The sequence below is a fragment of the Caballeronia sp. ATUFL_F1_KS39 genome (assembly GCF_023630985.1).
Taxonomy (GTDB): domain Bacteria; phylum Pseudomonadota; class Gammaproteobacteria; order Burkholderiales; family Burkholderiaceae; genus Caballeronia; species Caballeronia zhejiangensis.
Genome location: NZ_JALQDZ010000019.1, coordinates 78,596 through 102,857 on the forward strand (window position 1 = coordinate 78,596; position 24,262 = coordinate 102,857).

The 24,262-nt window shown below is 63.2% G+C and carries 22 protein-coding genes; 12 read left to right on the forward strand and 10 right to left on the reverse strand.

The window, feature by feature from the left end; genetic code table 11:
* Positions 1-9 precede the first annotated feature (9 nt).
* The 9 genes from NCR93_RS11650 (at position 10) to NCR93_RS11690 (ending at position 8,205) form a co-directional block, all read left to right on the forward strand.
* Entirely contained in the window at positions 10-657 is a 648-nt protein-coding gene (locus NCR93_RS11650) for a hypothetical protein (RefSeq protein ID WP_008342899.1), read from the forward strand.
* Positions 658-675: 18 nt separating this feature from the next.
* Positions 676-1,215: a TlpA family protein disulfide reductase gene (locus NCR93_RS11655; protein WP_008342901.1), complete on the forward strand. Its 540-nt coding sequence runs from the start codon at positions 676-678 to the stop codon at positions 1,213-1,215.
* Positions 1,216-1,742: 527 nt separating this feature from the next.
* Positions 1,743-2,216, forward strand: a complete 474-nt coding sequence (gene accB, locus NCR93_RS11660; RefSeq protein ID WP_008342903.1) for an acetyl-CoA carboxylase biotin carboxyl carrier protein — start codon at positions 1,743-1,745, stop codon at positions 2,214-2,216.
* A gap of 154 nt (positions 2,217-2,370) precedes the next feature.
* Entirely contained in the window at positions 2,371-3,738 is a 1,368-nt protein-coding gene (gene accC / locus NCR93_RS11665; RefSeq protein WP_008342904.1) for an acetyl-CoA carboxylase biotin carboxylase subunit, read from the forward strand.
* A gap of 25 nt (positions 3,739-3,763) precedes the next feature.
* Entirely contained in the window at positions 3,764-4,666 is a 903-nt protein-coding gene (gene prmA / locus NCR93_RS11670; protein ID WP_250481650.1) for a 50S ribosomal protein L11 methyltransferase, read from the forward strand.
* 50 nt (positions 4,667-4,716) lie between these two features.
* The gene (locus NCR93_RS11675; RefSeq protein WP_250532232.1) at positions 4,717-6,030 is read left to right on the forward strand and encodes a zinc-ribbon and DUF3426 domain-containing protein; all 1,314 of its coding nucleotides are present in this window, start codon (positions 4,717-4,719) and stop codon (positions 6,028-6,030) included.
* A 118-nt stretch (positions 6,031-6,148) separates the two neighbouring features.
* Positions 6,149-6,649, forward strand: coding sequence for a thiol peroxidase (gene tpx, locus NCR93_RS11680; protein WP_008342910.1), 501 nt, complete (start codon positions 6,149-6,151; stop codon positions 6,647-6,649).
* 120 nt (positions 6,650-6,769) lie between these two features.
* A complete protein-coding gene (locus tag NCR93_RS11685) occupies positions 6,770-7,708 on the forward strand; it encodes a carbohydrate kinase family protein (protein WP_250532233.1) in 939 nt (312 codons plus the stop codon).
* A 17-nt stretch (positions 7,709-7,725) separates the two neighbouring features.
* Entirely contained in the window at positions 7,726-8,205 is a 480-nt protein-coding gene (locus NCR93_RS11690) for an outer membrane lipoprotein (protein ID WP_008342914.1), read from the forward strand.
* Between the two features lie 225 nt (positions 8,206-8,430).
* Here the strand turns inward: NCR93_RS11690 and NCR93_RS11695 are convergent, their stop codons facing one another.
* From NCR93_RS11695 to NCR93_RS11710, 4 genes are all read right to left on the reverse strand, one after another.
* On the reverse strand, positions 8,431-9,120 hold the full coding sequence (locus NCR93_RS11695) for a histone H1-like DNA-binding protein (protein WP_034471475.1): 690 nt from the start codon (positions 9,118-9,120) through the stop codon (positions 8,431-8,433).
* 31 nt (positions 9,121-9,151) lie between these two features.
* A complete protein-coding gene (locus NCR93_RS11700) occupies positions 9,152-9,481 on the reverse strand; it encodes a hypothetical protein (protein ID WP_239295166.1) in 330 nt (109 codons plus the stop codon).
* Between the two features lie 103 nt (positions 9,482-9,584).
* Complete coding sequence (locus NCR93_RS11705; RefSeq protein ID WP_034471473.1) at positions 9,585-10,826, reverse strand: ribonucleotide-diphosphate reductase subunit beta; 1,242 nt, start codon at positions 10,824-10,826, stop codon at positions 9,585-9,587.
* A 693-nt stretch (positions 10,827-11,519) separates the two neighbouring features.
* Positions 11,520-11,732, reverse strand: coding sequence for a DUF3820 family protein (locus NCR93_RS11710; protein WP_008342924.1), 213 nt, complete (start codon positions 11,730-11,732; stop codon positions 11,520-11,522).
* A gap of 122 nt (positions 11,733-11,854) precedes the next feature.
* Here NCR93_RS11710 and NCR93_RS11715 point away from each other — a divergent pair, with 122 nt between their 5' ends.
* Positions 11,855-13,252, forward strand: coding sequence for an MFS transporter (locus tag NCR93_RS11715; protein WP_034471465.1), 1,398 nt, complete (start codon positions 11,855-11,857; stop codon positions 13,250-13,252).
* Between the two features lie 886 nt (positions 13,253-14,138).
* Here the strand turns inward: NCR93_RS11715 and NCR93_RS11720 are convergent.
* The 4 genes from NCR93_RS11720 to NCR93_RS11735 all read right to left on the reverse strand — a co-directional run bounded on the left by NCR93_RS11720 (position 14,139) and on the right by NCR93_RS11735 (position 19,589).
* Complete coding sequence (locus tag NCR93_RS11720; protein WP_008342928.1) at positions 14,139-17,141, reverse strand: ribonucleoside-diphosphate reductase subunit alpha; 3,003 nt, start codon at positions 17,139-17,141, stop codon at positions 14,139-14,141.
* Positions 17,142-17,715: 574 nt separating this feature from the next.
* Positions 17,716-18,318, reverse strand: coding sequence for a 1,6-anhydro-N-acetylmuramyl-L-alanine amidase AmpD (gene ampD / locus NCR93_RS11725; protein WP_250478817.1), 603 nt, complete (start codon positions 18,316-18,318; stop codon positions 17,716-17,718).
* Positions 18,315-18,653: a PP0621 family protein gene (locus NCR93_RS11730; protein ID WP_034471463.1), complete on the reverse strand. Its 339-nt coding sequence runs from the start codon at positions 18,651-18,653 to the stop codon at positions 18,315-18,317. The genes ampD and NCR93_RS11730 overlap by 4 nt, the downstream gene beginning before the upstream one ends.
* 27 nt (positions 18,654-18,680) lie before the next feature.
* On the reverse strand, positions 18,681-19,589 hold the full coding sequence (locus NCR93_RS11735) for a cytochrome C assembly family protein (RefSeq protein WP_250532234.1): 909 nt from the start codon (positions 19,587-19,589) through the stop codon (positions 18,681-18,683).
* Between the two features lie 110 nt (positions 19,590-19,699).
* On the opposite strand from NCR93_RS11735, the gene ffh reads away from it, so the two are divergent.
* Together ffh and NCR93_RS11745 are read left to right on the forward strand one after the other, a co-directional pair.
* Positions 19,700-21,067, forward strand: coding sequence for a signal recognition particle protein (gene ffh, locus NCR93_RS11740; RefSeq protein ID WP_008342937.1), 1,368 nt, complete (start codon positions 19,700-19,702; stop codon positions 21,065-21,067).
* 123 nt (positions 21,068-21,190) lie between these two features.
* The gene (locus NCR93_RS11745; protein WP_008342939.1) at positions 21,191-21,742 is read left to right on the forward strand and encodes a hypoxanthine-guanine phosphoribosyltransferase; all 552 of its coding nucleotides are present in this window, start codon (positions 21,191-21,193) and stop codon (positions 21,740-21,742) included.
* A 45-nt stretch (positions 21,743-21,787) separates the two neighbouring features.
* Here the strand turns inward: NCR93_RS11745 and NCR93_RS11750 are convergent, their stop codons facing one another.
* Together NCR93_RS11750 and NCR93_RS11755 are read right to left on the reverse strand one after the other, a co-directional pair.
* Positions 21,788-22,387, reverse strand: a complete 600-nt coding sequence (locus NCR93_RS11750) for a MarC family protein (protein WP_008342940.1) — start codon at positions 22,385-22,387, stop codon at positions 21,788-21,790.
* Complete coding sequence (locus tag NCR93_RS11755) at positions 22,387-24,123, reverse strand: proline--tRNA ligase (RefSeq protein ID WP_008342941.1); 1,737 nt, start codon at positions 24,121-24,123, stop codon at positions 22,387-22,389. The genes NCR93_RS11750 and NCR93_RS11755 overlap by 1 nt, the downstream gene beginning before the upstream one ends.
* Positions 24,124-24,262: the final 139 nt, after the last annotated feature.

Here is a 24,262-nt window from a genome sequence, read left to right on the forward strand (position 1 = left end):
CATTCCGGCATGGTTCGCAAATCACATTTCGATCCGCAGCGCGTGCGCGAGGAAATCGCGATCGCTGCCGCGAGGATGATCGCCGAAGACGGCCTCGACTACTCCACCGCCAAGCGCAAGGCTGCGCGGCAGGTCGTCGGCGAGGCGAAGATCGGCGGCGAGTTCCTGCCCGATAACGACCAGATCGAAGAGGAAATCCGCGAGTATCAGGCGATTTTCCAGAGCGACAGCCAGCCAGCCGTGCTGCGCCGGATGCGCGAAGTCGCGCTCGACTGGATGGAGCGCCTGACACCCTTCGATCCATATCTGACGGGCGCGGTGCTCAACGGCACCGCAGGCGAGCACTCCGATATTCATCTGCAATGCTTCTGCGACAATCCCAAGGAAGTCGCGATCTATCTGCTGAACGCGAACGTGCAATACGACGTGTCCGAGACGCGGCACTTCGCCGGGCGCGGCTATGTCGAGACGCTGAGCTTTCTGCATCGCGCACGCGACGAGGAGCCGGTCGGCGTGCATATCGCGCTCTACGGTCCCGACGATCTGCGCGGCGCGGTGCGCGCGGACAACCGCGGCCGCCTCGCCCGCGCGAACGCGGCGGCCGTACGCACGCTGCTCGATCATCCCGATGTCCCGCCGCTCGAGATCAGCGGCTGATCTTTCTTCTCTACGCTCATGAAAAGCACACGCATTCTGGCGGCCCTCGTGGTCGCTGTCGCCGCGACCGTCGGCGGCTTCTACGCGGGCCATCTGTTCACTGGCGGCGATACCGTGGCCGCGACGCAGCCGAGCGGCAACGCCGTCGATCAACTGTGGAAGGCGACGCCGCCGGGCGCTTCCGGCACGTCGCAACCGCTCGCGGCGTTCAAGGGCAAGCCGGTCGTCGTGAACTTCTGGGCGTCGTGGTGCGGACCGTGCGTGAAGGAAATGCCGACGCTCTCCGCGATGCAGCGCGATTACGAAAAGAAAGGCATAACGTTCATCGGACTCGGCGTCGATAGCGAGAAGAACGTCAACGATTTTCTTAAGAAAGTGCCGGTCGACTATCCCGTCTACGTCACCGGCTTCGGCGGCGCGGATCTTGCGCGTAGCTTCGGCAATAATGCGGGCGGCCTGCCATTTACCGTCGTGATCGACGCGAATGGGACAATCCGCTCCACGAAACTGGGCGAAGTGGACCCGGCCGAGCTGAAACATACGCTCGACAGCCTGTAAAAATTGGCTGGTGTACGCCGTGGCTTGCGTCGAGTAAGCTGCGAGTTAGCACGCAGTACGCCGATCTTGCTGGAAATTCGACGCGACTCCCAATACGCGGCGGTAATTTGTCCCATGGTTGCGAGCCGGACTGCACAGTAAAACTAGACAAAATTCTCTAAACGGCGCTAAAGTGCGCCGAATTCCGCACAACCCGAAGCGACTATGACAACTCTGCCGGTGCCATGTGGCCCCCTCGCCGTCAAGTCCGACCTCCGCAAAACGGCGGTCGGAAGGCGTGGAGCATCCGCAGCCGTCATCCGCGTGCTGTTCGGGCGCGCGCTTCGAAGCGACCACGCCGATACGTTCGACACGAACGCTACCGGCGTGCCGACCGATTCTGCAGCCGTCGTTTGCGCGGGCGCTTTCGCGAGCGCGCGCGTGGGACGGCTGGCCGCGCCGACTCGCGGCTGAGCAGTCAGAGCACCCACAAATCAAGTCAAGTGCCGGGCAGTCCCGGTCTCCAAGTATTGAAAGGGGATTTTTCGATGGACCTTCGTAAACTGAAAACGCTGATCGACCTCGTCTCGGAATCCGGCATCTCGGAGCTGGAAGTGACGGAAGGCGAAGGCAAGGTTCGCATCGTCAAGAACGCCGCGCCGGTCTACATGCAGGCGCCGCAGCAGTACGCACCGCAAGTGCAGTCGCCGGCCGCGCCGCAATTCGGCGGTGCAGGCGAAGCCGGCGCGCCGGCAGCCGCTGCGCCCGCGGCCGCCGCGCCGCAAGGTCACATCGTGACCTCGCCGATGGTCGGTTCGTTCTACCGTGCGCCGTCGCCGGGCGCGGATCCGTTCATCCAGGTCGGCGATACGGTGAAGGAAGGCCAGACGCTGTGCATCATCGAAGCGATGAAGCTCTTGAACGAAATCGAAGCGGACAAGGCCGGCGTCGTGAAGGAAATCCTCGTCGAGAACGGCCAGGCGGTCGAGTACGGCCAGCCGCTCTTCGTGATCGGCGACTAAAGGCGCACCGGGCCGTGCCGCGGATGCGCCTCGCAGCCGCCGCCCGGCCCCGCCGCGCCGGCGCGCTTCATGCGGCATCGATTCGTCGAGAAGCGCGCCGCCGATTGGATCCCCGAGGGCCGCTCGCGCGAGCCCGTTGATGAGCCGACCCACTATGTTTGAAAAAATTCTCATTGCGAACCGCGGCGAAATCGCGCTTCGCATCCAGCGCGCGTGCCGCGAGCTGGGCGTCAAGACAGTCGTCGTCTATTCCGAAGCCGACAAGGAAGCGAAGTACGTCAAGCTGGCCGACGAAGCCGTATGCATCGGACCGGCGCCTTCGAATCTCTCGTACCTGAACATGCCGGCGCTCATCAGTGCGGCCGAAGTCACCGACGCCGAAGCCATCCATCCCGGCTACGGCTTTCTCTCCGAAAACGCCGACTTCGCCGAGCGCGTCGAGCAATCGGGCTTCACGTTCATCGGGCCGCGTCCCGAGACCATCCGCCTGATGGGCGACAAGGTCACCGCCAAGCAGACGATGATCAAGACCGGCGTGCCGTGCGTACCGGGCTCTGAAGGCGCATTGCCGGACGATCCGCGCGAGATCGTGAAGATTGCGCGCGCAATCGGCTACCCCGTCATCATCAAGGCGGCGGGCGGCGGCGGCGGGCGCGGCATGCGCGTGGTGCACACCGAAGCGGCGCTCGTGAACGCCGTCAACATGACGCGCGAAGAAGCGGGCCGCGCCTTCGGCAACCCGCAGGTGTACATGGAGAAGTTTCTCGAGAACCCGCGCCACATCGAGATTCAGGTGTTGTCGGACTCGTTCCGTAACGCGATCTGGCTCGGCGAGCGCGACTGCTCGATGCAGCGCCGTCACCAGAAGGTGATCGAGGAAGCGCCGGCGCCGGGCATTGCGCGGCGGCTGATCGAGCGCATCGGCGACCGTTGCGCCGACGCGTGCAAGAAGATGGGCTATCTCGGCGCGGGCACGTTCGAGTTCCTGTACGAGAACGGCGAGTTCTACTTCATCGAAATGAACACGCGCGTGCAGGTCGAGCATCCGGTGACGGAACTCATCACGGGCGTCGATATCGTGCAGGAGCAGATCCGCATCGCCGCGGGCGAAAAGCTCTCGATCCGCCAGAAGGACATCCAGTTCCGCGGCCACGCGATCGAGTGCCGCATCAACGCGGAAGATCCGTTCAAGTTCACGCCGTCGCCGGGACGCATCACGTCGTGGCATACGCCGGGCGGCCCGGGCATTCGCGTCGATTCCCACGCGTATGCGAACTACTTCGTTCCGCCGAACTACGATTCGATGATCGGCAAGCTGATCGCGTTCGGCGCGACGCGCGAGCAGGCGATCAACCGCATGCGTATCGCGCTGTCGGAAATGGTCGTCGAAGGCATTTCGACGAACATCCCGCTGCATCGCGAAATGATGATCGACGCGAAGTTCGTCGAAGGCGGCACGAGCATTCACTATCTCGAGAACAAGCTGGCCGCGCGCCAGGCCGCCGTCGCCGAAGAGTCCTGAAGCACGCCTTATTCAGAGAGATAGCATGAGTTACCGGGAACTGATCGCCGAGCTGGATCGCGAGCACGCGGAAGCGCTGTCGGATGCGCTGCTTGAAGTCGGCGCGCTGTCGGTGTCCGTCGAAGACGCCGACGCCGACACGCCCGACGAACAGCCGCTCTTCGGCGAGCCGGGTCTCGTGCCTGAAAAGAGTGCGTGGAACCGTTCGCGCGTCGTCGCGCTGCTCGCCGAGGACGCAGATCCCGACGTGCTGCTCGCCGCGGCCGCGAACGAGATCGGCCTCGCGGCAACCCCGCAGTTCACGGTGCGCGAGGTCGAGGAGCAGGACTGGGTGCGTCTCACGCAGGCGCAGTTCGATCCGATCGCCATCGGCGAGCGTATCTGGGTCGTGCCTTCGTGGCACGACGCGCCCGATCCGAACGCGCTCGTGCTCGAACTCGATCCGGGCCTCGCGTTCGGCACCGGCAGCCATCCGACCACGCGGCTTTGCATGGAATGGCTGGAGCAGTCGGTGAAGCCGGGACAATCGCTGCTCGATTACGGCTGCGGCTCCGGCATCCTCGCGATTCTCGCGAAGAAGTGCGGCGCCGATCCGGTCGTCGGCATCGACATCGATCCGCAAGCGGTCGAGTCGGCGCGTCAGAACAGCGAGCGCAATCGCGCGGACGTGATCTACGGCCTGCCCGATGCGTGCCCCGCCGGCGAGTTCGATATCGTCGTCGCGAACATCCTCTCGAATCCGCTCAAGCTGATGGCGTCGATGCTCGCCGCGAAGGTAAAGCCGGGCGGCAGAATCGCGCTGTCGGGCGTGCTCGCGCGCCAGGCCGACGAGGTCGCGGCGGTCTATGCGAAGTGGATCGACATCGGCGTTTGGCGCGAGCACGAAGGCTGGGTATGCCTCGCGGGAACGCGGCGCGAAAGCCTTTAGAATAGCGCCATCCTCCACGATCAGGCCGTCAGGCCAACGGCACTTCTTATATGGCGCTGGCAACCCGCTGCCCCCACTGCGAAACCGTATTCAAGCTGGACCCGCATCTGCTCGCGCCGCATGACGGCCGCGTGCGCTGCGGACACTGTCAGGAAGTTTTCGATGCCGCACATCATCGCTTCGAGCTTCCGGACGAGCCGGCCGCGGCAGGCGTCGCTCAGCATGCCGCGATCATCGACGATGATGCCGCCGTCGGTCCCGCAACAAGCTCGGGCGCAGGCCACGCTGCCGCCGCCGATGCACCCGCGCATGTGACCGCGCCGCCCGATGCGCCGCTCAAGCCGCGCCCGTTCGCGCCGCGCAACCTCGATCTCGGCGCGCCGAGTTCCATCAAGCATCCCGATGCCGACAGCGAAGGCACCGTCTATGCGAACGCTCCTGCAGCGTCGAGCGCGTCGAGCCAGACACGCGCCGCGTCGCCGCGCAGCGAACCCGATCAAGCCGATGCCGCGAACGAGCCGTCCGCGTTGCCTTCGGAACCCGCCCGCCTGAAGCAGTACATTCGCGTCGGCGTGCCGCATCCCGATGCCGCGAACTCCGAGCAAGCCGACGATACGCCGCTCGGCGAACCGCCCGTCGCGCCGCTCGCCAATGCTGTCGACGATCGCGCCGAGCCGTTCATCGGTCCGGTTCATCAGCCGGACGCGCCGCCCGCGCGCGCCGCCGTGGAACCGGCCGTACCCGCATGGCGGGACGACGCGGAGCCCGGTTTCGGCGCCAAGAAGCCGCCCGCTCCTGCTCGGCGCGTCAGCGCGAACGAGGCGTTTCCCGTGATTCGCGAGTCGCGGGAAACGCGCGCGCCGGTGCGTGGCCGCGGCGGAGCCGGGAAGGCGGGACGTGTCGTGGGCGTCATCGTCGCCGTGCTGCTGGCGTTGCTGTTGCTCGTGCAGCTCGCATGGTGGCAACGCGAAACGTTGATGGTCTACGTGCCCGGCTCGCACGCGCTCTATTCGAACGTCTGCGATCAGATCGGCTGCACGATCTCGCCGCCGCGCGACATCGACGGATTGCAGATCGAGAGTTCCGGGCTGCGCCAGGTGGACGGCCCGCACAAGCTCGAACTGAAATTGTCGCTGCGCAACCGGATGGACGTCGCGCTGGCGTATCCGGCGCTCGAACTCACGCTGCTCGACGACAAGAACAACGTCGCGATCCGGCGCGTGCTCTGGCCGCAGGATTACGCGCGACCGGGTACGATATTCGCCGTCGGCCTCGCGCCGCAAAGCGCGCAACCGGTGATCGTCCGGCTGGATACGGGCGACGCGGTTGCCGCCAATTACCGGGTTCAGGTCTTTTACCCGTGATGTCGGGCAGGCGCGCGAACGCCGCCTGCCCCGGTTCCACACGACGCGCGTCATGCTCCTCGCGGCGCCTGCACGCGCGATTTTCCCGTCAGCATCTGACAATTCTCTGGAGCGCAACATGAGTCAAGTTACCCTCGGCGGCAACCCTATCGACGTCAGCGGCACGTTCCCGGGCCCGGGCCAGCAGGCGTCCGAATTCACGCTCGTCGGCGCCGATCTCGGCGACGTCAAGCTCGCGAACTTCGCGGGCAAGCGCAAGGTGCTGAACATCGTGCCGAGTCTCGACACGCCGACCTGCGCCACCTCGACGCGCAAATTCAATGAAGCGGCCGCCGGCCTGAACAACACGGTCGTGGTCGTGGTTTCGGGCGATCTGCCGTTCGCCGCGAAGCGCTTCTGCACGACCGAGGGTATCGCCAATGTCGTGACGGCATCGACGTTCCGCGGCCACGAATTCGCGCAGGCTTACGGCGTCGACGTGACGAGCGGCCCGCTCAAGGGTCTGACGGCGCGCGCCGTGGTCGTGCTCGACGAGAACAACAAGGTGCTTCATTCGGAGCTCGTGCCCGAGATCAAGAATGAGCCGAACTACGATGCAGCGCTCGCCGCGCTGAAGTAAATCGTCTCGCCGGACCGCTTCCGACCGGAGCGGTCCGCGCATACGAGGCACGGTGAAGCGCTCGCCGCGCGCCGTATGCGGATTTCTCTCCTCGGCCCCTATCTATAAAGGACGTTCGCCTTGGCTACGCTCATTTGCGGCTCGCTCGCCTACGACAACATCATGACTTTCCAGGGGCGCTTCGGCGACCACATCCTGCCGGATCAGGTGCACATGCTGAACATCAGCTTCCTGGTGCCGACGATGCGGCGCAACTTCGGCGGCTGCGCGGGCAACATCGCGTATGCGCTGAAGCTGCTCGGCGGCAATCCGAAGATCATGGCGACGCTCGGCGCGGCGGATGCGCAGCTCTACATCGACCGGCTCGACGCGCTCGGTTTGTCGAAGGAATACGTGCGCGTGCTGGCCGATCAGCACTCGGCGCAATGCTTCATCACGACCGATCTCGCGAACAACCAGATCACCGCGTTCCACCCCGGCGCGATGATGGAATCGCATCTGAACCGCGCCGACGAAGCGCAGGGCATCTCGCTCGGCATCGTCGCACCGGACGGCGCTCAAGGCATGCGCGAGCACGCCGAAGGGCTGGCGCGCGCGGGCGTGCCGTTCGTGTTCGACCCGGGCCAGGGATTGCCGATTCTGGACGGCGTGGAACTTTGTCGCATGATTGAACTCGCCACCTACGTGGCGGTCAACGATTACGAAGCCAAGCTGCTGAGCAACAAGACCGGCTGGTCGATCGAAGACATCAAGAGCCGGGTCGATGCCCTCGTCGTCACGCGTGGCGAACACGGCGCGCAGATCTATCATGAAGATGGCGTGGCCGAGATTCCGGTCGTCGCGGCGCGTCAGGTGGTCGACCCGACCGGTTGCGGCGACGCATTCCGCGGCGGGCTCCTGTACGGCATCGAAAACAAGCTTGGCTGGGAGAAAACGGGTCGTCTCGCGAGTCTGATGGGTTCGCTGAAAATCGAACATCAGGGGCCGCAAACCTACGCGCCGACGCGCGCCGAAATCGAAGAGCGTTTCAAGCAGGCCTTCGGAAGCAGCCTGTTCTGAATGATTGGAGTGAAGGAATGAAAACGGTAAGTCGTATCGCGCTGGCCATGGCGCTCGTCGGCTCGGTGGCGCTGACGGGCTGCGCCTACAACAGCAGTTCGTCGGACGTCTACACGGCGTCGCAGGCGCAGCGTGAGGAAACGGTGCGCATGGCGACCGTCGAAAGCGTGCGCGGCGTGAAGATCAGCTCGAACAACGGCCAGCCTACGGGCCTCGGCACGATCGGCGGCGGCGCGCTCGGCGGCGTCGCGGCGGCGAGTGCGATCGGCGGCGGCAACGGTTCGATCATCGCGGGCATCATCGGCGGGCTGGCTGGCGCCGTCGCGGGCAACGCGGTCGAGAATAGCGTCGCGATGAAGAACGGTCTCGAGATCACCGTGCGCCTCGATAACGGCGACCTGCGCGCGATCACGCAGACCGCGAACGGCGAAGTGTTTCAGGCGGGCGAGCGAGTGCGTCTGTTGTCGAGCGGCGGCGTCACGCGCGTCACTCACTGACGAGGGCATTCAGCGGACAAATAGCGCCGCGTCATCCTAAGAATGCGCATGTATCGAAAGATGCATGCGCTTTTTCTTTTTCGACGCCCCGAGCAAGCGATGAAATTCGTTGGCCGAAGCGAAAAACCCGCCGCCAGGTTTCCCCGACGACGGGTTCAGGCCGGGTAGGCATACCCGGACTAAGGGCACAGCGCACTGTGCCTGGGTGCTGCGTACTGCGAGAGCTTACGGACGGCTGCCCGTCGGGAACGGCCATGCCGCTGCCGGGTTCAACGCCGTCTTGACCGCAGCAGCCGGAGCGGCCGGAGCAGGCGCCGAGACGGTCGTTGCCGTCGTGGCAGGAGCGGCAGCCGTGGTCTTCTTCGCAGCAGCGGCCTTCTTGGCCGGAGCCTTTTTCGCGGGGGCCTTCTTCGCAGCGGGTGCGGGCGCAGCAGCAGGCGCAGGCGCAGCGGCTGCGGTCTTCGCAGCAGCCTTTTTCGCGGGAGCCTTTTTCGCAGCGGCCTTCTTCGCTGCGGCCTTCTTCGCCGGCGCCTTCTTCGCCGCGGTCTTCTTCGCAGCGGCCTTCTTCGCAGGCGCCTTCTTGGCTGCGGCCTTCTTCGTCGCTACTTTCTTGGTCGCGACTTTCTTCGCTGCGGCCTTCTTCGCGGGAGCCTTCTTCGCCGCAACCTTCTTTGCAGCAACCTTCTTCGCCGCTACTTTCTTGGTCGCGACTTTCTTCGCTGCGGCCTTCTTCGCGGGTGCCTTCTTCGCCGCGACCTTCTTCGCTGCGACCTTCTTCGCCGCTACTTTCTTCGCTGCAACCTTCTTCACAGCGACCTTCTTGGCCGCAACCTTCTTCGCCGGAGCGGCCTTCTTGGCGGTGACTTTCTTCGCTGCAGCCTTCTTTGCGGCGGGTTTTTTCTTGGCAACTGCCATGGTTTTTCTCCTTCAGGTTTTCAGATGAGAGTCAGTTCAAACAACACCCTTCGTCAAAACCCGCTTCCCACGTGTCGCCTTCTCTATAACGCACGCTACGAAGCGGATTATTCATCGGCGTACGCTGATCCCACCTGCTTACGCTAATGAATACGGCAAGGCGCGCCGTGCCCCGAGGCACCGCGCGCCAAATTGAGTCAGCACCGCTTCTTCGCGGCGCCGGCCATCGCTTGATCGAGCCAGCGAGCATGCCGCTGGCATTTTCCGGGGGGAAGTTTGCCCATCCCTTTTCAGGGAGCGCAAAACGCCTGTCTTCTATTCGGGCCACACGGCCCGCCAAGTCAGTAGGCGCACTTTGCATCAGGCGACCGTTCTCCTAAACCTTGTCGGCCGGGCGCGCGTGAGCGACACGCTGCTGCCCGTCCGTCCCATCGATTTCGTCTGCAACACGTCCTGGATTTTTATTATTCCCAGGTGAGCGCGCCGCCGGTTTGATACTCAATCACGCGTGTCTCGAAGAAGTTGCGTTCCTTCTTCAAGTCGATCATTTCGCTCATCCACGGGAACGGGTTTTCCTCGTTCGGGAAGAGCGGGTCCAGTCCGATCTGCTGGCAACGCCGGTTGCAGATGAACCGCAAGTAGCTCTTGAACATCGACGCGTTCAGGCCGAGAACCCCGCGCGGCATGGTGTCTTCAGCGTAGCGATATTCAAGATCGACAGCCTGCTTGAAGAGCTCGCGGATCTCTGCCTTGAAGTCGGCGGTCCACAGTTGCGGCTCTTCCAGCTTGATCTGGTTGATGAGGTCGATGCCGAAATTGCAGTGCATCGATTCATCGCGGAGGATGTATTGATACTGTTCCGCCGCGCCCGTCATCTTGTTCTGGCGACCCAGCGCCAGAATCTGCGTGAAGCCGACATAGAAGAACAGGCCTTCCATGATGCAGGCAAACACGATCAACGACTTCAGCAATTTCTGGTCCGCTTCGAGCGTGCCGGTCGTGAAGGCCGGGTCGGTCAGCGTGTTGATGAACGGAATCAGAAACTCGTCCTTGTCACGGATCGACTTGACCTCGTGATACGCGTTGAAGATCTCGCTTTCATCGAGACCCAGCGATTCGACGATGTACTGGTACGCGTGCGTGTGGATCGCCTCTTCGAACGCCTGGCGCAGCAGGAACTGGCGGCACTCCGGAGCGGTGATGTGACGGTACGTGCCGAGCACGATGTTGTTCGCGGCGAGCGAGTCCGCCGTGACGAAGAAGCCGAGGTTGCGCTTGACGATGCGGCGCTCGTCGTCCGAGAGACCGTTCGGGTCTTTCCACAGGGCGATGTCGCGCGACATGTTCACTTCCTGCGGCATCCAGTGGTTCGCGCAACCGGCGAGGTACTTCTCCCACGCCCACTTGTACTTGAACGGGACGAGCTGATTGACGTCGGTCTTGCCGTTGATGATGCGCTTGTCGGCGACATTGACGCGCGCTTCGCTTTGCGCGGCGATCGCGCTGGCGGAAGGCGTTGCGGCTGCGGGCGGAACGAAGCCATCGGAAAAGATGTTGTTCGCTTGAGCAATCTGATGGGCAGCTTGATGAGTTGCAGCTTGCGCTGCCTGCGTACCGAAAGTCGTGCCTTGAGCGTTACGCAACGGGTTCGGTTGCGGAGCGCTCGAGGGAGCTACGGCAGTGGTCTCGTCATCCCAGTTGAGCATAAATTCTCACCATCAATTTAGATCGGTTTGTACCATCTTTTCATGAGCGATAAAAGAGTTTGCTCATGAAAATTCTCGTTTTCATGCGATTTAGATTCGACGTTGCTACCTGCATACAACACTTGGCTCGAAGCCGTGTGTGTGAAGCTCGATGCGACATCTCTTGAATCGAGTGTGAAGCGGTCCTGATCGAGTGACTTCCGTGACATCGCAGCGTGCTTTCGCGTGACTTCATCGCTGCTCTGCAAGCCTTGTCGCGCAAGGCTCTGCGGACGACGCGGCTTGTGCAATGCAAAGCACGCGCGCTTCATTTCGAAGAACCGCTCGATGCTGTGTTGCCAAGCGCGAACGCATCGAAGCGTGACGCGTTGCGATCATCGATCGAAGTCTCTCGTCGACCCGCGATGCGATGCAAAACATGCGTCGCGAATCGATGAACGCGCGACCTTCATGCGCTCCTCTTCGATGAGCTTCGATGTGTGTGACCGCACGCACTTCGCATCGCTCGATACACGCTGACGCAAGCACTTCGATGGAGCGTCGATGCCTGCTGCGCGCGTCGAATTCGTTGCCGAAGTTTAGCATTTGACGTCTCGTATTTCCACAATATCTTGTGCTTGCAAATCTCGCCAACACAATCTATAGCGTGTTTACGCGACGATCCGTCTCACACGGAACCGCGCTGCGCAAGGCTCATCGGCCGCGCAACGGATCGAGCAGCGAGCGCAGATTGTTGTGATCGATCTCGTGCATCAACGCGAGCAGGCTGCCGAGTTTGCCTTGTGGAAAACCCTCACGCGCGAACCACGCGAGATAGTGACCGGGCAGATCGGCGATGAGCCTGTCCTTGTATTTGCCATAGGGCATCGTCTGCGTGACGAGACGCTGCAGGTCTTGCGGGTCCATCGCTTCTTCACTCCTCGTTCAATGTTCATCGCACCACGCAGCGCGCTTCGATCCTTCAGCGATTGCTGCATATCGGTGCCATAATCGCCGCTCTTGCCGCCGAGAGTCGATCGCGAATCAACATGCCGCTGGCCGTCAAAGCTTTCATTGCCCCTCTCATCGTCGCGTGCGCGATGTTCATGGAAAGCGTCGACGCCAACGTCATCGTTACCGCGATTCCTGAAATGGCGCGCGCGTTTGGACGCGATCCCGTGACGCTGAAGGTTGCGGTCACGAGCTACGTGCTCGGACTCGGCGTCTTCATACCGATCTGCGGATGGGTCGCCGACCGCTTCGGCGCACGCGCCGTGTTCCGCACGGCCATCGGCGTGTTCGTCGTCGGCTCGCTGTTGTGCGCGGCTTCCACATCGCTTGGCCCCTTCACCGTCGCGCGCTTCATCCAGGGCGTCGGCGGCGCGATGATGGTGCCTGTCGGCCGCATCATCATCTTTCGCTCGGTGCGCCGCTCCGAGTTCATACGCGCGATGAACTACCTCTCGGTGCCCGCAATGCTCGGACCAGCGGTCGGGCCGTTGCTCGGCGGCTTCATCACGACGTATCTGCACTGGCGCCTGATCTTTTTCATCAACATCCCGATCGGCATCGCGGGCATCTGGCTGACCAACCGCTACATCGCCAACTCGCACGAGGAACATCCGGGCCGTCTCGACTGGTTCGGTTTCTTTCTCTCCGCGAGCGCGGGCGTGCTGCTGTTGCTCGGGCTCTCGCTCGTCGGCGGCGAACTGATTCCGCAGCGCGTCGCCTTTGCGATGTGCGTCGCCGGCGCGCTGATGGTCGTGCTGTACTGCGTCCACGCGCGACGCGTGGAGAAGCCGCTGCTCGATCTGCGCTTTTTCCGCGTGTCGACGTTTCAGGCGAGCGTGCTCGGCGGTTCGATGTTTCGCATCGGGCTTGGCGCCGTGCCGTTTCTTCTGCCGCTCGCGCTGCAGGAGGGTCTCGGCATGAGCGCGTTCAAGTCCGGCGCGATCACGTGCGCGTCGGCGTTCGGCGGCATGTTCATGCGCTCGTTCGCATCGCGCGTGCTGCATCGCTTCGGCTTCCGTCAGACGCTGTTCTACAACGCGGCGTTGTCGGGTATCGCGATCGCGGCGTGCGGCGCGTTCTTTCCCGGCACGCCGGCCTGGGTGATCTGGGCCGTCGTGCTGCTCGGCGGCTTCTTCCCTGCGTTGCAGTTCACGAGCCTCAACTCGCTTGCTTACGCTGAGATCGAAACACGCGATGTGGGCCGCGCGACGAGCCTTGCTAGCTTCGTGCAGCAGGTTTCGCTCGGGCTCGGCGTGACGATCGCGGGGATCACGCTCGAGCTCTCGCAATATCTGAACGGTCATGCGAGTGTGCAATGGTCGGATTTCTGGCCGGCGTTTGTCGTCGTCGGGCTGTTCTCTTTTCTTTCGATGCCGATTACGGCGCGGCTTTCGCATGATGCTGGGACGGAGATTTCTCGCGGTACGCGGGGGTGAGTTCGCTGTTTTGCGTTTTGTTTCGCTGGAGCCCGTGATCGTGTCGGCTCGGTGTTTCGCCGGATCCCGTGATCGTGTCGGCTCGGTGTTTCGCCGGATCCCGTGATCGTGTCGGCTCGGTGTTTCGCCGGATCCCGTTTTCTTAGTGGTCTATTAGCACTGCCCCTGTGCGGGGCGGCACTCACTTTCTTTGCTGCTGCAAAGAAAGTAAGCAAAGAAAGCAGCTACTGATACGCCCGCGGTCACACGCAATTTGGGTAGTCCTCTCGTCCATCGTGGGCTGCCTAAAGAGTGCCCTCATAGGCCCCATCGGGCTTGGCTCGCGCACGGTCCGTCTCATCGCACCACACACCAAACGGGTTCAGCACCAAATAGCCCCAGCCCGCTCCGCGGCCGTCCGGTCAATCGGGGATGCACGCGCTTCTCTACTAACGTCTCCGTCCCGCTGCACTTGCCGCCCGTTGGTTTCCCTTGCGTACCCGGCGGCAGCGCGTAGCGCTGTGCCGAAGCCATCTCGTGCTGAACCAATGTCCTCAACGTCTTCGGGCGGCGGACCGTGCGCGATCCAAGTCCGATTAGGTGTTTGAGGGCACTCATTAGGCGAGTGCCGCCTGGGACGAGAGTACTACCCAAATTGCGTGTGACCGCGGGCCTGAAAAGCTGCTTTCTTTGCTTACTTTCTTTGCAGCAGCAAAGAAAGTGAGTGCCGCCCCGCACAGGGGCAACGCTAATAGACCGACACGAAAGCGGGATCCGGCGAAACCGAAACCAAAAATGCAAAGCAAAAAGCAAAAAGCAAAAAGCAAAAACGGACCGGCACCGACCGCTTCCATAAGCAGGAAGCATCCAGCACCGGTCCGCAGAGACCGACTCTCAGCTCAAAAACTTACTGACAAGCCTCACACTCATCGAAGCCCGGATCGCCGGGGCGCATCATACAGACGGGACCATCGGCTTCCTGAGCCGCCTCCACCGCCGGCGCGCTCGCGGCAGCAGCATTGAAGCCACCATTCCCGGCAGCCGACGCCGCACCGCCACCAAACCCGCCAGCCGCACCCGCCCCACCGTCACCGGAAGAAGAAGGCACCGCATTCAACGCACCGTGCGCCACGGTCGACTTCTCGACGTGCGTCGCCGCCATCGTGCGGAGGTAGTACGTCGTCTTGAGACCGCGAATCCAAGCGAGCTTGTAGACCTCGTCGAGCTTCTTGCCCGACGCGCCCGCCATGTAGATGTTCAGCGACTGCGCCTGATCAATCCACTTCTGACGGCGCGACGCCGCTTCCACGAGCCACTTCGGGTCGACTTCGAACGCGGTCGCGTAGATCGCGCGCAGATCGGCCGGAATGCGGTCGATGCGCGAAAGCGTGCCGTCGAAATACTTCAGATCGGACACCATCACTTCGTCCCACAGGCCGCGCGCCTTCAGATCACGCACGAGGTAGTCGTTGACCACCGTGAATTCGCCCGACAGATTCGACTTCACATACAGGTTCTGGAACGTCGGCTCGATACACGCCGACACGCCGATGATGTTCGAAATCGTCGCCGTCGGCGCGATCGCCACGCAGTTCGAGTTGCGCATGCCGTACGTCGAGATGCGCGAGCGCAGTTGCGCCCAGTCCATCGTCTCCGAGGTATCCACTTCGACATAACCGCCGCGCGCCTCGGCCAGGAGCTTCAGCGAATCCTGCGGAAGAATGCCGCGATCCCACAGCGAGCCGCGATACGTCGCGTAACGACCGCGCTCTTCCGCGAGTTCCGTCGACGCGTAGTACGCGTAGTAGCAGACGGCTTCCATCGAACGATCCGCGAACTCGACCGCCTCGCCCGACGCATAAGGCGTGCGCAGCAGATGCAGGCAGTCCTGGAAGCCCATGATGCCCATGCCGACCGGACGATGCTTCAGGTTCGAGTTGCGCGCCTTCGGCACCGCGTAGTAGTTGATGTCGATGACGTTGTCGAGCATGCGCATCGCGACGCTGATCGTGCGCTTGAGCTTCGCGTGATCCAGCGCGTAGCTGCCATCGGCCTGCTTCACCATGTGCGCGACGAGGTTCACCGAGCCCAGATTGCAGACGGCGATTTCCGTCTCGCTCGTGTTCAGCGTGATTTCGGTGCACAGGTTCGACGAGTGCACGACGCCGACGTGCTGCTGCGGCGAACGCACATTGCACGGATCCTTGAACGTGATCCACGGATGGCCCGTCTCGAACAGCATGCCAAGCATCTTGCGCCACAGTTGCGCCGCCGGCAGCTTCTTGAACAGCTTGATTTCGCCGCGCGCGGCTTTCTCTTCGTAAGCGACGTACGCCTTTTCGAAGTCGGCGCCGAACAGATCGTGCAGGTCCGGGCAGGTCGACGGCGAGAACAGCGTCCAGTCGCCGCCTTCGACGACGCGCTTCATGAACAGATCGGGAATCCAGTTCGCCGTGTTCATGTCGTGCGTGCGGCGACGGTCATCGCCGGTGTTCTTGCGCAGCTCGAGGAATTCCTCGATGTCGAGGTGCCACGATTCCAGGTACGCGCACACCGCGCCCTTGCGCTTGCCGCCCTGGTTCACCGCGACGGCCGTGTCGTTCACGACCTTCAGGAACGGCACGACGCCCTGCGACTTGCCGTTCGTGCCCTTGATGTGCGAGCCGAGCGCACGCACGCGCGTCCAGTCGTTGCCGAGGCCGCCCGCGAACTTCGAGAGCAGCGCGTTTTCCTTCAGCGCTTCGTAGATGCCGTCGAGATCGTCGGCGACCGTCGTCAGATAGCACGACGACAATTGCGAGCGATGCGTGCCCGAATTGAAGAGCGTCGGCGTCGACGACATGAAGTCGAACGACGACAGCACGTTGTAGAACTCGATCGCGCGCGCTTCACGGTCGATCTCGTTCAGCGACAGGCCCATCGCCACGCGCATGAAGAATGCCTGCGGCAACTCGATGCGCGTGCCGTCGACGTGCAGGAAGTAGCGGTCGTACAGCGTCTGCAGGCCGAGATAGCCGAACTGCAGATCGCGATTCTGATCGAGCGCGGCGCCGAGGCGCTTGAGGTCGAACTGTTGCAGCTTGTCATCCAGCAGGCCGGCTTCGACGCCGCGCTTGATGAACTGCGGGAAGTATTCGGCGTAACGCTCGCCCATTTCGGCTTGCGTCACTTCCTCTTCGAGAATTTCGCGGCGGATCGTGTGCAGCAGGATGCGCGCCGTGACCTGACTGTACGCCGGATCCTTCTCGATCATCGTGCGCGCGGCGAGAATGGCCGAATCGTAGACCTGCGACATCGGCACGCCGTCGTACAGGTTCTTCACCGTCTCCGCGACGATCGGCTCGGCGGACACCGCATCGCCCAGATTCGCGCACGCGGAGACGATCAGCGCCTTCAGCGCTTCGAGATCGAGCGGACGCGTGACGCCGTTGTCCGTCACGTTGATCGCGCCTTCGTGCGACTGCGCGTTTTGCGCGGCCGAGCGCTCTTGCGAACGCTGCTGCGTGCGCTTCTCGCGATACAGCACGTACGCGCGCGCGACGTTGTGCTCGCCGCCGCGCATCAGCGCGAGCTCGACCTGATCCTGAATGTCTTCGATGTGGAAAGTCCCGCCGTGCGGACGGCTGCGCACGAGCGCGCGCACGACGGCTTGCGTCAGTTGCTCGACTTGCTCGCGCACACGCGCCGAAGCTGCGCCCTGACCGCCGTTCACCGCGATGAATGCCTTCGTCACGGCGATCGCGATTTTCGTCGGCTCGAACGACACCACGCTTCCGTTGCGACGGATGACCTTGTAGTCGGCAAACGTCGTGTTCGGCGCGAGCGCCTGAGCGCCCACGCCCTGCGCACCGCTCATCGGCTGTGCGGATGCGCCTTCGAATGAAGTCGTGGCGTTTTCGGTGGTTTGCATGTGCAAAACTCCTGGTGTTCGATTGGTGCGGATGGTCCGCGGATTTATCACTTATGCCGCGCGCGTCACGAACTCGTCGTGAAAGTCGCGCGGTGTTTTGGCGGTCAAGCCGGGCTGTGAATGCAGCAGGCTGAAAACACGAATCGCGGCGCTTACGGCCCGCATTGTCATTGGCGTCTCATGCGGTGCCCGCGTTGGCGCGCGGTGTCGGTCGACGCAATTCGCGCTTGCTTGCATGCCTTCTTCACGGTGCTGCTCGCTGGCGCCCGACGCGCCCGACGCCTCTCTCCTCGCAAAGAGAAACCGTCTCGCGCATCGCCCCGGGCCAGCCAAACTTCTTCTACGCCGGAAAGCCGACGGCGCCGGCTCACTGGAGCGGGCGCCGCGTCAACAACACAAGATCTAGTGCAAAGTACGTCTGTCGGCACCAAGTATAGTGGACAACATCGCAGTCTCAAAAAGTTTTATTTGCCCTGAGTCTGCGGCAGCGGGGTTGACTTTTGCTATCGCAAAGCGCGACAAGGCCTCGCGCGCGACGCTGCTGCGCCGCAACGAGAAAGACCTTACGCAGCGCTCAGATGTTGGATTGAAACGGAAAGAACGACGGCGGCAGCGCGCTGCCGTGACGCAGACGCGACCACTCGAAATGCGGGCCCGGATCGGTCTTGCGGCCGGGCGCGATGTCCGAGTGACCCGCGACTGCATCGATCGGATAGCGCTTCACCACGACTCGCACGAGCGCGGCGAGCGCGTCGTACTGCGCGTCTTCGAAGGGCACGCGATCGCTGCCTTCGAGCTCGATGCCGATCGAGAAGTCGTTACAGCGCTCGCGCCCGCAGAACGACGAGACGCCCGCGTGCCACGCGCGTTCGTCGCAGGAGACGAACTGCTCGATCGCGCCGCCGCGACGGATCACGAAGTGCGCCGACACGCGCATGCCGCGCAGATGATCGAAGTACGGATGCGCGTCGTGATCGAGCTGGTTGAGGAAGAAATCGGCGATGGCGTTCGTCGTGAAATCGTCGGGCGGCAGGCTGATGTTGTGCACGACGATGAGCGTCGGCACCGCGTCGCCCGGACGCGCCTCGAAGTTCGGCGACGGCAGGCGCGTCGCGTGCGTGAACCAGCCTTGCGCGTCGATATGCGGATCGCGCTGTCTGACGACGTTGGTGTTCATCGTGCGTCGCGTCCGGTCGGACGGGCCGCGTAATGGCGCGCGTGATCGCTGCAGCAGAAGCGCTCGCCCGCGACGATGATCGATTCGCTGCGCGGCGTGTGCACGCCACACTGCGCGCAACGGATGAGCGGATCGGCGAGTTGCGGCGCGCTCGCGGCCGCGCCGTTGCCATGACCGTTGCCGCTGCGGGCGCGGCGTGCGTCATGCGCTCCGCCCGCGGTCGCGCCGCCGGCTGGCGCGTCGCCCTGCTGCGCGCGCTCGTTCGCGCGGCGCAGCTTCTTCAGAAGCCACTGGCACAGAAAAAAGAGGACGATCAGAAAGAAGAAATTTCGCATCGATTCAATGCCGATAGATTCAGACGCTCAGACGACCGCGCGATGCAGCAGCACTTCGAACACGAAGCGGCTGCCGACGTACGCGAGCAGCAGCGCGGCGAACGACACCAGCACCCAGCGCAACGCGGCGCGTCCGCGCCATCCGGAGAGGCGGCGCGCGGTGAGCAATGCGCCGAACATCAGCCAGGAGACGAACGCGAACACGGTCTTGTGATCGAAGCGCAGCGCGCGATCGACCAGTTGCTCGTTGAACGCGATGCCCGACACGAGCGTGAGCGTGAGCAGCACGAAGCCCGCCGCGATCAGGCGGAACAGCAGCTTTTCAAGAGTCAGAAGCGGCGGCAGCGTGTCGAGCCAGCTCGCGAGCCAGCCATTGCCGGTATGACGCGTCGCGAGGCCGCGCATGCGCTGCAGGCGGCGTTCGAGCATCAGCATGAGCACGGCGTGCAGCGCGGCGATCGCGAAGAGTCCGTACGCGATGTTCGCGATCAGGAAATGCAGCTTGAACATCGGCGCGGCGGAATACGACAGCACGCGCACGCCGCCGAAGACGAGCGGCAACAGCGACGCGATGCACGCGAGCGGCAATACGAGCAGGCGCAGGCCGTCGAGCGGAAAGAAGAAGCTCTCGATCCAGTAGATGCCCGCGCCGAGCCAGAACATCGCGGAGAGCGCGAACGCGAAGCCGAAGATCATCGCGTTCTGGGGAAAGATGGTCGTGTGCAGCAGGAGGCCGTGCACGAGCAACGCTACTAATAATAGAGCGCGGCCCAATCCGCCCATGTCCGGCGATTTTTTGGCCGCCGCCGGCGATGCGATGCCCGGAGGCACGCCGGCCAGCGCCGGCTCCACGGCCGTGTGGCGATGCGCGCGCCAGCCCGCTACGGCGAGTCCGCCATAGAGAAGCGCAGTGAGGGCATACAGTACAATATCCATGTTCGAAGTTTACACTAGGCCCTTGAATCACGACGTTTTCTCCCTTGCGGCAACGCGGGGCGATTACGTCGTTTTGCGCTGAAAAAGGGCCGCATTCACTACCGTTTCCCATGCTCGATAACCTGACTCAACGGATGGCCCGCGTCGTCAAGACGCTGCGCGGCGAAGCCCGGCTCACCGAGGCCAACACGCAAGAGATGTTGCGGGAAGTGCGTCTCGCGCTGCTCGAGGCCGACGTCGCGCTGCCGGTCGTGCGCGAGTTCATCGCGAAGGTGAAGGAAAAGGCGCTCGGCGAGGAAGTGCTGTCGAGCCTGTCGCCGGGTCAGGCGCTCGTCGGCGTCGTCCAGAAGGAACTGACGGCCGTGATCGGCGGCGATTACGAAGGCAAGGCAGCCGAGCTGAATCTGGCGGTCGCGCCGCCCGCCGTGATCCTGATGGCCGGTCTGCAGGGTGCGGGCAAAACCACCACGACCGGCAAGCTCGCCAAGCTGCTGCGCGAAAAGAGCAAGAAGAAGGTCCTCACCGTTTCCGTCGACGTGTATCGCCCCGCCGCTATCCGTCAGTTGCAGACGGTGACGGAACAGGTCGGCGCCGACTTCTTCCCGTCGGAAGCGAATCAGAAGCCCGCGGATATCGCGCGCGCGGCGATCGACTGGGCGAAGCGGCACTATCACGACGTGGTGATCGTCGATACGGCCGGCCGTCTCGGTATCGACGAAGCGATGATGAAGGAAATCAGCGAGCTGCACGCGCTGCTCAAGCCCGCCGAAACGCTCTTCGTCGTCGACGCCATGTTGGGGCAGGACGCGGTCAACACCGCGAAGGCGTTCAACGACGCGCTGCCGCTCACCGGCGTCGTGCTCACCAAGCTCGACGGCGATTCGCGCGGCGGCGCGGCGCTTTCGGTGCGCAACGTCACCGGCAAGCCGATCAAGTTCGTCGGCGTCGCGGAAAAGCTCGACGGCCTCGAAGTCTTCCATCCGGATCGCATGGCGAACCGGATTCTCGGCATGGGCGACATTCTCGCGCTCGTCGAGGAAGCGCAACGCGGCGTCGACAGCCAGGCCGCGCAGAAGCTCGCCGACAAGGTCAAGAAAGGCGGCGACTTCGATCTGAACGACTTCAAGGCGCAGCTCTCGCAAATGAAGAAGATGGGCGGCCTTTCGTCACTCATGGACAAGCTGCCCGCGCAGTTTCAGCAGGCCGCGCAAGGCGCGGACATGAACAACGCGGAAAAGCAGATGCGCCGCATGGAAGGCATCATCAATTCGATGACGCTGCAGGAACGCGCGAAGCCGGAGCTCATCAAGGCGGCGCGCAAACGCCGTATCGCCGCGGGCGCGGGCGTGCACGTTCAGGAGGTGAACCGCATGCTCAACCAGTACGAGCAGATGCGCGGCATGATGAAGAAGCTGAAAGGCGGCAACCTGCAAAAGATGATGCGCGGCATGAAGGGCATGCTGCCCGGCATGCGCTGACCCGCACTTTTATTGAACCCGCGTTCTCTTCGGCGTCCGACTCGAAAGAAACGCGGGTTTATCATATGGCGCACGCCGCCGTTTTTTTCCACACTTAGAAGTCAGCCTTTCCCGCTTCCCCTTATGAATCGCGAAGAAGCCCTCCATATTTTCAGCCACTCAGAAGAGATCGTGACGGCTGACGAAGTCAACGCATCGATCGGCAAGATGGCCACGGCCATCAAGGCTGCGACGAAAGACGACTTCCCGCTCGTGCTCTCGGTCATGGGGGGCGCGGCCGTGTTCACCGGCATGCTGCTGCCGCATCTCGACTTCCCGCTCGAGTTCGATTACATCCACCTGACGCGCTATCGCAATGCCATCAAGGGCGGCAGCGAGATGCAGTGGCGCGTGGCGCCGGCGGAATCGGTAAAGGATCGCGTGGTGCTCGTGCTCGACGATATTCTCGACGAAGGCGAAACGATGGCCGCGATCCGCGATCGCATCATGGCGATGGGCGCGAAGACGTTTCTGTCCGCGGTGCTGTGCGAGAAGATCATCCCGAAGGCGAAGCCGCTGCGTCCGGATTTTTGCGGATTCGAAGTGCCGGATCGTTACGTGTTCGGCTGCGGGATGGACGCGAAGGGTTACTGGCGTAATCTGCCGACGATCCGGGCGTTGACGGAAGGGGCGTGATCCCCGCCCGTATCCAAAAGAAAAGCGGCCCGCGGGCCGCTTTTTTCATAGCTGATGCACGAAAGTGCGTATGCCCGTGAGCATCATCTCGACGGAAATCGCGACAAGGACAAGCCCCATCAAACGCTCGAAAGCCGTCACCACGCGCTCGCCGAGCCATTGCTGAATCTTCTCGGCGAGAATCAGCACGATCGCGCAGACGATCATCGTCACCGTGAGCGCGCCGATCCATTCGAACATTTTGCCGGGCGCCTGCGACGTCAGCAGCATCACCGTCGCGAGCGCCGATGGCCCCGCCAGCGCCGGAATCGCCAGCGGCACGATCAGCGGCTCGCCGCCGCGCGAATCGCCGCCCATCGCGCCGTCCGGATGCGGAAAGATCATGCGCAGCGCGATCAGAAACAGCACGATGCCGCCCGCGATGCGCAACGAGACATCGGTGAGGTTCATCGCGCGCAGGAAGCGATCGCCCGCCAGCATGAACACCAGCAGAATGACGAACGCGATCGCCACTTCGCGCAGCACGACCACGCGGCGCCGCTCTTTGGCGACGCCGCGCAGCGCGTTGATGAAGATCGGGATATTGCCGAGCGGATCGGTGATCAGCAGCAGCAGGATCGTCGCCGACAGGAAGTTGTACTGCATTACTTCGCGAGCGCGGCCCGCACTTTCCCGACGACGACATCGGCGGCTTCATCGACCGGCAGCAGCGTGGCTTCCGCGTCGCGGCGGCCCTGATATTCCAGCTTGCCTTCCTTCAGCCCGCGATCGCCGATCACGATGCGATGCGGCACGCCGATCAATTCCCAGTCCGCGAACATCACACCCGGACGCTCGCCGCGATCGTCGAGAATCACGTCGATGCCGGCCTGCTGCAGCGTCGCGTACAGCTTGTCGGCCTGCTCGCGCACGGCGTCGCTGCGGTCGTAGCCCATCGGGCAGATCACGACTTCGAACGGCGCAATGGCTTCCGGCCAGATGATGCCCTTGTCGTCGAAATTCTGTTCGATTGCCGCGCCCAGCACGCGCGTCACGCCGATGCCGTAGCAGCCCATCTGCATCGGCGCGGGCTTGCCGTTTTCGTCGAGGAAGGTCGCGCCCATCGAATCGGAATACTTCGTGCCGAGCTGGAACACGTGACCCACTTCGATGCCGCGGCAGATTTCGAGCGTGCCCTTGCCGTCCGGCGACGGATCGCCCGCGACGACATTGCGAATGTCCGCGACTTCCGGCTCGGGCAGATCGCGGCCCCAGTTCACGCCAGTCGTGTGGTAATCGACCTCGTTCGTGCCGACGACGAAGTCGCTCATGTTCGCGACCGTGCGGTCCGCGATCACGCGCACCGGCTTCTTCGTGTTGAGCGGACCGAGGTAGCCCGGCGGCGTGCCGAACCATTCGACGATCTCGGCTTCCGTCGCGAAGCGATAACCCTTCAGGCCCGGCAGCTTGCCCGTCTTGATGTCGTTGAGCGAGTGATCGCCGCGCAGCATCAGCAACCAGATGGTCGGTTCGGCGCCTTCGTTGTCGGTCGCGAGGACGATCGACTTGATCGTGCGTTCCAGCGGAATGTTCAGAAGCTGCGCGACCGCCTCGCACTTCGCGGCGCCGGGCGTGGGCGTCTTCTTCAGTTCTTCGGTCGGCGCGGCGCGTTGCGCGATGAGCGGCAGCGCATCGGCGGCTTCGACGTTCGCCGCGAAGTCCGAGCTCGGGCAATACGCGATGTCATCCTCGCCCGTATCGGCGATCACGTGGAATTCATGCGAACCGCTGCCGCCGATCGAACCGTTGTCCGCCGCGACCGCGCGGAACTCCAGCCCGATGCGCGTGAAGATGCGCACGTAGGCTTCGTACATCTTGCGATACGACTCTGCGAGGCCGTCGAGGTCTTTATCGAAGGAATAGGCGTCCTTCATGATGAATTCGCGACCGCGCATCACGCCGAAGCGCGGGCGGATTTCGTCGCGGAACTTCGTTTGAATCTGATAGAAGTTCACCGGCAACTGGCGATAGCTCTTGATCTCGCGGCGCGCGATGTCCGTCACGACTTCCTCGTGCGTCGGGCCCATGACGAAATCGCGCTCGTGGCGATCCTTGAAACGCAACAGTTCCGGGCCGTATTGCTCCCAGCGGCCCGACTCCTGCCACAGTTCGGCGGGCTGCACGGCGGGCATCAGCAATTCGAGCGCGCCCGCGCGGTTCATCTCTTCACGCACGATGGCCTCGACCTTGCGCACCGAGCGCAGACCGATCGGCATGTAATCGTAGATGCCGCCCGCGACGCGGCGGATCATGCCTGCACGCATCATCAGCTTGTGGCTGACGATCTCGGCGTCGGCGGGAGCTTCCTTCAGGGTGCCGATGAAGAAACGGGATGCTTTCATTCAAATTTTCCAAATGCGGCGCGCTTCGGAGCGGACAGCGCCGAAGCAGGCGGATCAAGGTGAACGACGGAACGACCGGCGAGAAAAGAAGATTTTGCCGCCTGCCGGATGCTCTGGCAAAGACATTCACACGGATGCC

What these genes read in the sequence shown, in the direction of transcription:
- NCR93_RS11650 (WP_008342899.1), top strand. Translation starts at nt 10, where the DNA reads ATGGTTCGCAAATCACATTTCGATCCGCAGCGCGTGCGCGAGGAAATC.
- NCR93_RS11655 (WP_008342901.1), top strand. Translation starts at nt 676, where the DNA reads ATGAAAAGCACACGCATTCTGGCGGCCCTCGTGGTCGCTGTCGCCGCG.
- accB (WP_008342903.1), top strand. Translation starts at nt 1,743, where the DNA reads ATGGACCTTCGTAAACTGAAAACGCTGATCGACCTCGTCTCGGAATCC.
- accC (WP_008342904.1), top strand. Translation starts at nt 2,371, where the DNA reads ATGTTTGAAAAAATTCTCATTGCGAACCGCGGCGAAATCGCGCTTCGC.
- prmA (WP_250481650.1), top strand. Translation starts at nt 3,764, where the DNA reads ATGAGTTACCGGGAACTGATCGCCGAGCTGGATCGCGAGCACGCGGAA.
- NCR93_RS11675 (WP_250532232.1), top strand. Translation starts at nt 4,717, where the DNA reads ATGGCGCTGGCAACCCGCTGCCCCCACTGCGAAACCGTATTCAAGCTG.
- tpx (WP_008342910.1), top strand. Translation starts at nt 6,149, where the DNA reads ATGAGTCAAGTTACCCTCGGCGGCAACCCTATCGACGTCAGCGGCACG.
- NCR93_RS11690 (WP_008342914.1), top strand. Translation starts at nt 7,726, where the DNA reads ATGAAAACGGTAAGTCGTATCGCGCTGGCCATGGCGCTCGTCGGCTCG.
- NCR93_RS11695 (WP_034471475.1), bottom strand. Translation starts at nt 9,120, where the DNA reads ATGGCAGTTGCCAAGAAAAAACCCGCCGCAAAGAAGGCTGCAGCGAAG.
- NCR93_RS11700 (WP_239295166.1), bottom strand. Translation starts at nt 9,481, where the DNA reads ATGCAAAGTGCGCCTACTGACTTGGCGGGCCGTGTGGCCCGAATAGAA.
- NCR93_RS11705 (WP_034471473.1), bottom strand. Translation starts at nt 10,826, where the DNA reads ATGCTCAACTGGGATGACGAGACCACTGCCGTAGCTCCCTCGAGCGCT.
- NCR93_RS11710 (WP_008342924.1), bottom strand. Translation starts at nt 11,732, where the DNA reads ATGGACCCGCAAGACCTGCAGCGTCTCGTCACGCAGACGATGCCCTAT.
- NCR93_RS11715 (WP_034471465.1), top strand. Translation starts at nt 11,855, where the DNA reads ATGCCGCTGGCCGTCAAAGCTTTCATTGCCCCTCTCATCGTCGCGTGC.
- NCR93_RS11720 (WP_008342928.1), bottom strand. Translation starts at nt 17,141, where the DNA reads ATGCAAACCACCGAAAACGCCACGACTTCATTCGAAGGCGCATCCGCA.
- ampD (WP_250478817.1), bottom strand. Translation starts at nt 18,318, where the DNA reads ATGAACACCAACGTCGTCAGACAGCGCGATCCGCATATCGACGCGCAA.
- NCR93_RS11730 (WP_034471463.1), bottom strand. Translation starts at nt 18,653, where the DNA reads ATGCGAAATTTCTTCTTTCTGATCGTCCTCTTTTTTCTGTGCCAGTGG.
- NCR93_RS11735 (WP_250532234.1), bottom strand. Translation starts at nt 19,589, where the DNA reads ATGGATATTGTACTGTATGCCCTCACTGCGCTTCTCTATGGCGGACTC.
- ffh (WP_008342937.1), top strand. Translation starts at nt 19,700, where the DNA reads ATGCTCGATAACCTGACTCAACGGATGGCCCGCGTCGTCAAGACGCTG.
- NCR93_RS11745 (WP_008342939.1), top strand. Translation starts at nt 21,191, where the DNA reads ATGAATCGCGAAGAAGCCCTCCATATTTTCAGCCACTCAGAAGAGATC.
- NCR93_RS11750 (WP_008342940.1), bottom strand. Translation starts at nt 22,387, where the DNA reads ATGCAGTACAACTTCCTGTCGGCGACGATCCTGCTGCTGCTGATCACC.
- NCR93_RS11755 (WP_008342941.1), bottom strand. Translation starts at nt 24,123, where the DNA reads ATGAAAGCATCCCGTTTCTTCATCGGCACCCTGAAGGAAGCTCCCGCC.